At 61.4% G+C, this 7746-nt stretch carries 5 protein-coding genes; 2 read left to right on the top strand and 3 right to left on the bottom strand.

The features are described 5' to 3' along the window. Window positions 1-8: 8 nt before the first annotated feature. Both M2396_RS23950 and recQ read right to left on the bottom strand, forming a co-directional pair. Window positions 9-446, bottom strand: coding sequence for a MarR family transcriptional regulator (locus tag M2396_RS23950; protein WP_101317654.1), 438 nt, complete (start codon window positions 444-446; stop codon window positions 9-11). A gap of 148 nt (window positions 447-594) precedes the next feature. Further along, window positions 595-2733 (bottom strand): DNA helicase RecQ, encoded by a 2139-nt coding sequence (gene recQ / locus M2396_RS23955; protein WP_150572174.1) that lies wholly within the window; start codon window positions 2731-2733, stop codon window positions 595-597. Between the two features lie 246 nt (window positions 2734-2979). On the opposite strand from recQ, the gene M2396_RS23960 reads away from it, so the two are divergent. Together M2396_RS23960 and M2396_RS23965 are read left to right on the top strand one after the other, a co-directional pair. After that, window positions 2980-3567 carry a YecA family protein gene (locus tag M2396_RS23960; RefSeq protein WP_101317650.1) on the top strand — a complete coding sequence of 196 codons (588 nt, stop codon included), beginning with the start codon at window positions 2980-2982 and terminating at the stop codon, window positions 3565-3567. An 8-nt stretch (window positions 3568-3575) separates the two neighbouring features. Next, complete coding sequence (locus M2396_RS23965; protein WP_101317648.1) at window positions 3576-3938, top strand: YbaN family protein; 363 nt, start codon at window positions 3576-3578, stop codon at window positions 3936-3938. 226 nt (window positions 3939-4164) lie between these two features. Here M2396_RS23965 and M2396_RS23970 read toward each other — a convergent pair. Beyond that, a partial coding sequence (locus M2396_RS23970) for an Ig-like domain-containing protein (RefSeq protein ID WP_409035118.1) occupies window positions 4165-7746 on the bottom strand: 3582 nt, incomplete at its 5' end.

The following is a 7746-nucleotide window of genomic DNA, read 5'->3' on the forward strand; positions in this document are numbered from 1 at the left end:
GCGTCGCCTCAGGATTTTTCCAGGTTGCCGAGAATCTTTGCGTGGACCCGCATGCAGATATCCAGGTCAGCCTCGTCTACCCCGCTGAACAGTTCGGTACGCAGCTGGTTGGCGATGGTTTCGATTTGCTCAATCAGCGGCTTGGCGGGTGGGCAGAGCAGAATCTTTTTGGCACGACGATCTTCCAGCACCGCCTGGCGGCGCACCAGACCCTGGGTTTCCAGGCTGTCGAGCAGGCGCGCCAGCGTTGGGCCTTCAACGCCCACGCTCTGCGCCAGTTCACGCTGGGTCGGAGCTTCGGCGAAGCGAGCGAGGTGCAACAGCACCAACCAGCGAGCCTGAGACAGATTCAGCCCGGCCAGTCGGCGATCCAGTTCAGCGCGCCAGCCCCGGGACATCTGGGCCAGTTGCATGCCAAAGCGGTGTTGATTGTCGGTAAGCGGCATAAACAACTCGATGGATAGAACTAATTATTAGCCAGCTAATCATGGCCTTGCGCTCCAGGCAAGGCTGGGCGTCACGGAAATGTCCGATAATCATCAAAAAATATGACAAGGATCAGCCAGATGCCGCGCTCAGCGGCATCGCGCCTGGTTACAGCTCAAACTCTGCCGCCAGCGCAGCGCGGATGCAATACAGCACACCCTCCGGCACGCGCTGGGCGAATTGCGCTGCGATCTCCGCCACCGGCGGTAGCTCGCCTTCGCCATCAAGGAAGGCATCCTGCACTTCCATCATCAGGTCTTCGGGCAAGTCCAGCGCCTGGTCCAGGCTCAGTTCCTGACGGCCGAGCGCCTCGGCCAACAGGCTGTAGACATTCTTTTCGCTGCAGTTGAGCTGGCCGGCAATCTGCATCGGCGTCATGCCCGCCCGCGCCAGGCTTACCAGTTCGTGGCGCAGGTCAAGCACCACCTTTGGCGCCTGCGTGCTCTCGCCGCCGTTGAGCACCTCGAGAAACGCCTGGCCATAGCGCTCCAGTTTGCGCGCGCCGACACCACTGACCTGGCCCATGTCGGCAAGGCTTGCAGGCTGACTGCGGAGCATTTCCAGCAAAGTCGAATCGGGGAAGATGACGTAAGGCGGTACGCTGTGCTCTTCAGCCAGCTTGCGCCGCAGGGTGCGCAAGGCTTCCCACATCTCGCGCTCTTCGCCACGCACCAACTGGCTGGCCGGGCTGCCACCGCTGGAGCTCTTGGCGCTGGTCTGTGGTTTGAGGTCGCGACGCAGCTGCAGGTTGACCTCGCCACGCAGCAATGGCCGGCAGCTGTCGGACAGGCGCAGGCCGCCGTAGCCTTCGAGGTCGATATCGACCAGGCCACGCGCGACCAGTTGGCGGAACAGCGAGCGCCACTCATGTTCACTCAGGGACTTACCGACGCCGTAGACCGAGAGCTTCTCGTGACCAAAGCTGCGGATCTTCTCGTTGTCCTTGCCCAGCAGCACATCGACCAGATGACCAACGCCGTAGCGCTGACCAGTACGAAACACCGCCGACAGGGCCTGACGTGCAGGCTCGGTTGCGTCCCAGGTCTGCACCTTGTCGACGCAGTTGTCACAGTGACCGCAGGGCTGTTCGAGGACTTCGTCGAAGTAGGCCAGCAGCGACTGTCGGCGGCAGCGGGTTTCTTCACACAGGGCCAGCATGGCGTCGAGTTTGTGCTGCTCGACCCGCTTGTGACGCTCGTCACCTTCGGAGTTCTGCAACATCTGCTTGAGCATGACCATGTCTTGCAGGCCGTAGGCCATCCAGGCGTCGGCGGGCAAGCCGTCACGACCGGCACGACCGGTCTCCTGGTAATACGCCTCGAGCGACTTGGGTAAGTCGAGGTGGGCAACGAAGCGCACGTTGGGCTTGTCGATGCCCATGCCAAATGCAATGGTCGCAACCATGATCAGGCCTTCCTCGTTGAGGAAGCGGCGCTGGTTGCTGGCACGGGTGTCGGCGGCCAGGCCGGCATGGTAGGACAGTGCGGGAAAGCCCTGTTCGCAGAGAAACGCTGCGGTCTCGTCAACCTTCTTGCGTGACAGGCAATAGACGATCCCGGCGTTGCCGCGGCGCTCGCCCAGAAACGCCATCAGCTGTTTGCGCGGCGCTTCCTTGGGCACGATGCGGTAAAAGATATTCGGTCGGTCGAAGCTCGACAGAAAGCGCTCGGCGCCCTGCAGGTGCAGACGCTGGACGATCTCTTCGCGGGTGCGCATGTCGGCGGTGGCGGTCAGGGCGATGCGTGGCACATGCGGAAACTGTTCGGCCAGTTGGCCCAATTGCAGGTACTCAGGCCGGAAGTCATGGCCCCACTGCGACACGCAGTGCGCTTCGTCGATGGCGAACAGCGATACGTCGAGGCCCTGCAGGAACTCGAGCATGCGTGGTTGCACCAAGCGCTCAGGCGCGAGGTAGAGCATCTTCACCTCGCCGCGGCGCAAGCGCCCGGCCAGCTCGCGTTGCTGCTCGGCACTCAGGGTCGAATTCAGGGCTGCCGCGGCCACGCCGAGTTCGTCGAGGGTGGCAACCTGGTCGTCCATCAAGGCGATCAGTGGCGATACCACCACAGTCAAGCCGGGCCGCAACAAGCCAGGGACCTGGAAGCACAGCGACTTGCCGCCGCCGGTAGGCATCAGTACCAAGGCATCGCCGCCATTGGCCACACATTCGATGATCGCTGCCTGGCGCCCCCGGAAACTGTCGTAGCCGAAGATGTCCTTGAGGACGCGCTGAGCCTGTTCGAGCATTGCAAACTCCGAAATCGCCGTATCATTCCCGAACACAGGCTGGACGATAAACTCGTCCGGCACACGCGCGAATGCGTAAGCAGCTTTTGCCAAGGGCCGCACAAACACTGTGCCCGGCTGAAAACCGCGGATTATACCCCAGCGACGAGTGCTAAAGGACGCTACGGTGACAGACGTTCCCTTTGCCCCGTGATCGCAGCAAGGTGCTAGAATTCGTTATCGTTTATTCTTCAAGGTAGCCCCGTAATGTCCTTCGCCGAGCAACTGACCCGCCTGCAAGTCTTCCTCGATGCCGACGAGCTGCACGAAGAAGCGCTGGATTACGTCGCCGCCCACGGCTACCTGACCGCGCTTTCGATCACTTCCGAGGCCGTTCCTGACCGCGAATGGATCGACGCGCTGTTTGCCGAAGAGCCCAAGTACAGCAGCGACGCCCAGCGGGTCGAAATCGAAGCCACGCTGGTCGCCCTCAAGGCCCACATCAGCCGTCAACTGGCCAGTGACGAAGAGTTCGAGCTGCCGTGCGACCTCGACCTGGGTGAAGACCCGGACGACTCCGATCTGCGCGGCTGGTGCATCGGCTTCATGGAAGGCGTGTTCCTGCGTGAAGAAGCCTGGTTCGAGAACGCCGAAGAAGAAGTCAGCGAAATGCTGCTGCCGATCATGGTCGGTTCGGGTCTGTTCGATGAGCAGCCAGAGTTTGAAGACATTGCCAAGGACGCCAACCTGCAGGACGACATGATCGTGCAGATTCCGGAAGCCCTGACCGCGCTGTACCTGCTGCTGCACGCTCCGGAAGAAAAGCCAGCCCTGCTCAAGCCGCGCCATCACTGACAGCTGTCATGCGCTACCTGTTGCTGGCCGCTGGCTGGCTCAGCGTTGCGCTGGGGGTATTGGGGATTTTCCTGCCGGTATTGCCAACCACCCCCTTTCTGCTGCTGGCGGCCGCCTGCTTCGCCCGCAGCTCGCCGCGCTTCCACGCCTGGCTGGTCAATCACCCGCAGTTGGGACCGTGGATTCGCGACTACCTCGGTGGTGAGGGGATCCCGCTCAAAGGCAAGGTCTACGCCATTGGCCTGATGTGGGCCAGTATCGGTTTGTCCTGCTATCTGGTGCCACTCTTTTGGGCAAGACTGTTCATGCTCACCAGCGCAGTGCTGGTGAGCCTGTACATTCTCAAGCAGAAGACCCTACGCCGCAGTTGAGCCCGTCCTCCAAGCACTGCCAGGCCGGCACTCACCTACCTTGCGAACTATGAGATATCGTTGATCCAATTGAGATAGCCGGGGCTGCTGCGCAGCCCTTTCGCGACACAAGGCCGCTCCTACAGGGTCCGCGCATGACTGACTAGCGCGGTCCCTGTAGGAGCGGCCTTGTGTCGCGAAAGGGCCGCAAAGCGGCCCCAGCGGGCTCAAGATGAGTCAAACAACCTTAGACGGTATCCACCTTCAACGAATGATCGTTGAGCATGCCGTTGATGATGGTTGCGGTGTCATGCCCGGATGCAATAAGACCACCCGCCCCCGCCGTTACGCCATAGTGCTGGGCAAGGTCGACGCCGGCCAGGTCGATGGTCTGACTCGGTGCCGCACCGGCCACGCTGCTGACTTCGATGGTCGACACCACCGTACCTCCCGCTGCGCTAACCTTGAAGTGCAGGAAGTCATCCAGTGAAGCCGCCGCGCCACCATCGCCCTGAAGCAATTGCGACAGGTCAAGATGATCAGCGCCTGGCGTGAAGTCAGTCACAGTGTCGTGGCCGGTGTCACCCTTCTGCCAGACGAAGGTGTCATTGCCGCCGCCCCCGGTCAGCAGGTCATCACCCCGACCGCCAATCAGCACGTTGTCATTGGCGTTGCCAATCAAGGTGTCGTGGTAGTCCGAGCCGATCAGGTTGTCGATCCTGACCAGGGTGTCCAGCCCACCGCCGCCGGTATCCTGCTGGCCCACCAGGTTGAGGTCGACCACTACGCCTGCCTTGGCTGTGGCATAGCTGACGGTATCAATACCGTGACCGCCTTCGAGCAGGTCATTGCCTGGGCTGCTTACCAGCACCGCCTCGCCTTTGCCATCCTCCACCGCCAACCACGTATCGGCGGTCAGCGCGCTGCCAGTGCTGTCTGCGTGGTAGACGATGTCTGCAGTGCCAGTTGCCGAGTCGCTGCCAACTGTCTGGCCGCCAGGGTGGCTCTGGCCTTGGACATTGCTCGAATCGATCAGCAGGCTGAGCTTGAAGCTGTCCTGCGCCGGGGCAGTGCTATCGGTCGTGCTGGTCAGCTGGATGCTGTACAGGCCATCGTGGCTGGCGGTGAAGCTGCCGCCGTCCGCCACAGGGTGATAGCTGCCAGCTGCGCCTTTCCATTCCATGAGCAAGTTGCCCGGCGCGCGATCGTGGTCGAGGGTGAGCGTCTCACCCTTGCGCAGGGCCACCGTGTACACGTCCTGCTCGCCGGCGTGGCTGTTGCCCATCTGCGCCAGATAGCCGGCCACCACCAGCGCGGAGGTCATGGCGCCGCTGTTGGCAGCGAACGCGCTGCGAGCAAGCTCCTTGAGCGAGCCGGTGGCTTTGTGTTCGTCAACGTCGAACCGGATCGGCGCAGCTTTGTCAGTGGCCGCCGAGCGAGCGCCAACAACTCCATCAACGCAGCCCGCCTGGCTGGCGTCCTGGACGTTGAAGGTCACCGTCGTAGTGCTTTCATCACCGTCGGCGTCACGGATGGTGTAGACGAAGGTGTCGGTAGCTCCAGCCGGTGACACGCTGTTGGGGTTGGCGTGATAAACGCCATTACCGTTGGCATCCAGCGTTGCGTAGCCATAAGCGCCTTGCACCTCTGTGCCGAGCTGGCCCACAGCAGAAGTCGAGGTGTCGCTGCCGGCGCGGATCCCGATCACATACTGGCCAGCGGCAGAGACGTCGGCGCCGATCACGTCATTCCACAGCAGGTTGCCCGTCACGCTGCTGCCTTCGACCACATTGGCGAAGTCGCAGTGGGCTTGGGGCACGTCATCAACAATGCTGACGACGATGTTGCTGGTGGTGGTGTTGCCGAGCGAGTCCTTGACTTGATAGGTGAAGGTTTCGGTGACGATATTGGGGCCATCGTTCTGTTGCGGCGAAGTGCTGGCAGGCGAAGTCAGGGTATAGGTGTAAGAGCCATCACCGTTGACCTGGATCTGGCCGAAATGGCCCTCGGCATTGCCGACCAGGCTGTAGGTGAGGATGCCTACGCCGCCGCTCACGGCGCCAACCAAGGTGCCGCTGGCTGTTTCAGCGGCCGATCCCGGCTGGCTGCCGAGCACAGCGCCCGGAGCCAGGTCGTGGCAATCCTTGTTCAGGTCCAGAGCGTTTTCGTAGACAGTGACGTCGTGATCCGGTGTCGCCACCATCTGGCAGTTGAGCACGTTGATACTGACCGTCGCGGTGCTCTGGTCACCGTCGGCATCACGGATGGTGTAGACGAAGGTATCCGTGGCGCCCTCTGGGGCATTGCTGTTGGGGTACGAGTGGTAAACCCCGTTACCCTCGGCATCGAGGGTGATGTAGCCGTAAGTGCCCTGGACATTGACGCCGAGTTGGCCAGAGGCAGGCGTCGATGTATCTGAACCGGCGCGTACACCAACTACGTATTTACCATCAGCGGAGACGTCGGCGCCGATCACGTCGTTGAGCAGTACGTTACCGCTGACCTGCCCACCCATTTCCACTCGGGCAACGTCGCAATGCGCCTGTGGCACGTCATCGACGATGCTGATGACGATGTTGCTGGTGGTGGTATTACCGAGCGAATCCTTGACCTGATAGGTAAAGCTCTCGGTAATGATGTTCGGCCCGTCGTTCTGATGGGTCGGCGAATTCGCCGGCGAGGTCAGGGTGTAGGTGTAGGAGCCATCGGCGTTGACCTGGATCTGCCCGAATTGCCCTGCAGTGTTGCCAACCAGGCTGTAGGTCAAAGCCCCAACGCCGCCTGTGACCGAACCGACCAAGGTCCCACTGGCTGTTTCGCCGGTCGAGCCAGGTTGGCTGCCGGTGACGGTGCCGGGCGCGAGGTCGTTGCCGTCCTTGGTCAGGTCCAGAGCGTTTTCATGGACGGTAACATCGTGGTCTTGTGCAGCAACCATCTGGCAGTTGAGCACGTTGATAGTGACGGTCGCGGTGCTCTCATCGCCGTCAGCATCGCGAATGGTATAGACGAAGGTGTCCGTCGCGCCTGCTGGAGCATTGCTGTTCGGGTTGGAGTGATAAACGCCGTTTCCTTCAGCGTCCAAGGTGATGTAGCCATAAGTCCCTTGAACATTCACGCCGAGCTGCCCGGAGGCCGGGGTCGAAGTATCGGAACCGGCCCGCACGCCGACCACGTACTTGCCGTCGGCAGAAACATCCGCGCCGATCACATCATTGAGCAGTACGTTGCCACTGACCTGCCCACCCATTTCCACTCGGGCAACGTCGCAATGCGCCTGTGGCACGTCATCGACGATGCTGATGACGATGTTGCTGGTGGTGGTATTACCGAGCGAATCCTTGACCTGATAGGTAAAGCTCTCGGTAATGATGTTCGGCCCGTCGTTCTGATGGGTCGGCGAATTCGCCGGCGAGGTCAGGGTGTAGGTGTAGGAGCCATCGGCGTTGACCTGAATCTGGCCGAATTGCCCTGCAGTGTTGCCAACCAGGCTGTAGGTCAAAGCCCCAACGCCGCCTGTGACCGAACCGACCAAGGTCCCACTGGCTGTTTCGCCGGTCGAGCCAGGTTGGCTGCCGGTGACGGTGCCGGGCGCCAGGTCGTTGCCGTCCTTGGTCAGGTCCAGAGCGTTTTCATGGACGGTGACATCGTGGTCTTGTGCAGCAACCATCTGGCAGTTGAGCACGTTGATAGTGACGGTCGCGGTGCTCTCATCGCCGTCAGCATCGCGAATGGTATAGACGAAGGTGTCCGTCGCGCCTGCTGGAGCATTGCTGTTCGGGTTGGAGTGATAAACGCCGTTTCCTTCAGCGTCCAAGGTGATGTAGCCATA

The sequence above is a fragment of the Pseudomonas sp. BIGb0278 genome, assembly GCF_024809895.1.
In the GTDB taxonomy this organism is placed as follows: Bacteria; Pseudomonadota; Gammaproteobacteria; order Pseudomonadales; family Pseudomonadaceae; genus Aquipseudomonas; species Aquipseudomonas shirazensis.

Coding starts and splice junctions, on each gene's coding strand:
- M2396_RS23950 (WP_101317654.1), bottom strand. CDS start 446: ATGCCGCTTACCGACAATCAACACCGCTTTGGCATGCAACTGGCCCAG.
- recQ (WP_150572174.1), bottom strand. CDS start 2,733: ATGCTCGAACAGGCTCAGCGCGTCCTCAAGGACATCTTCGGCTACGAC.
- M2396_RS23960 (WP_101317650.1), top strand. CDS start 2,980: ATGTCCTTCGCCGAGCAACTGACCCGCCTGCAAGTCTTCCTCGATGCC.
- M2396_RS23965 (WP_101317648.1), top strand. CDS start 3,576: ATGCGCTACCTGTTGCTGGCCGCTGGCTGGCTCAGCGTTGCGCTGGGG.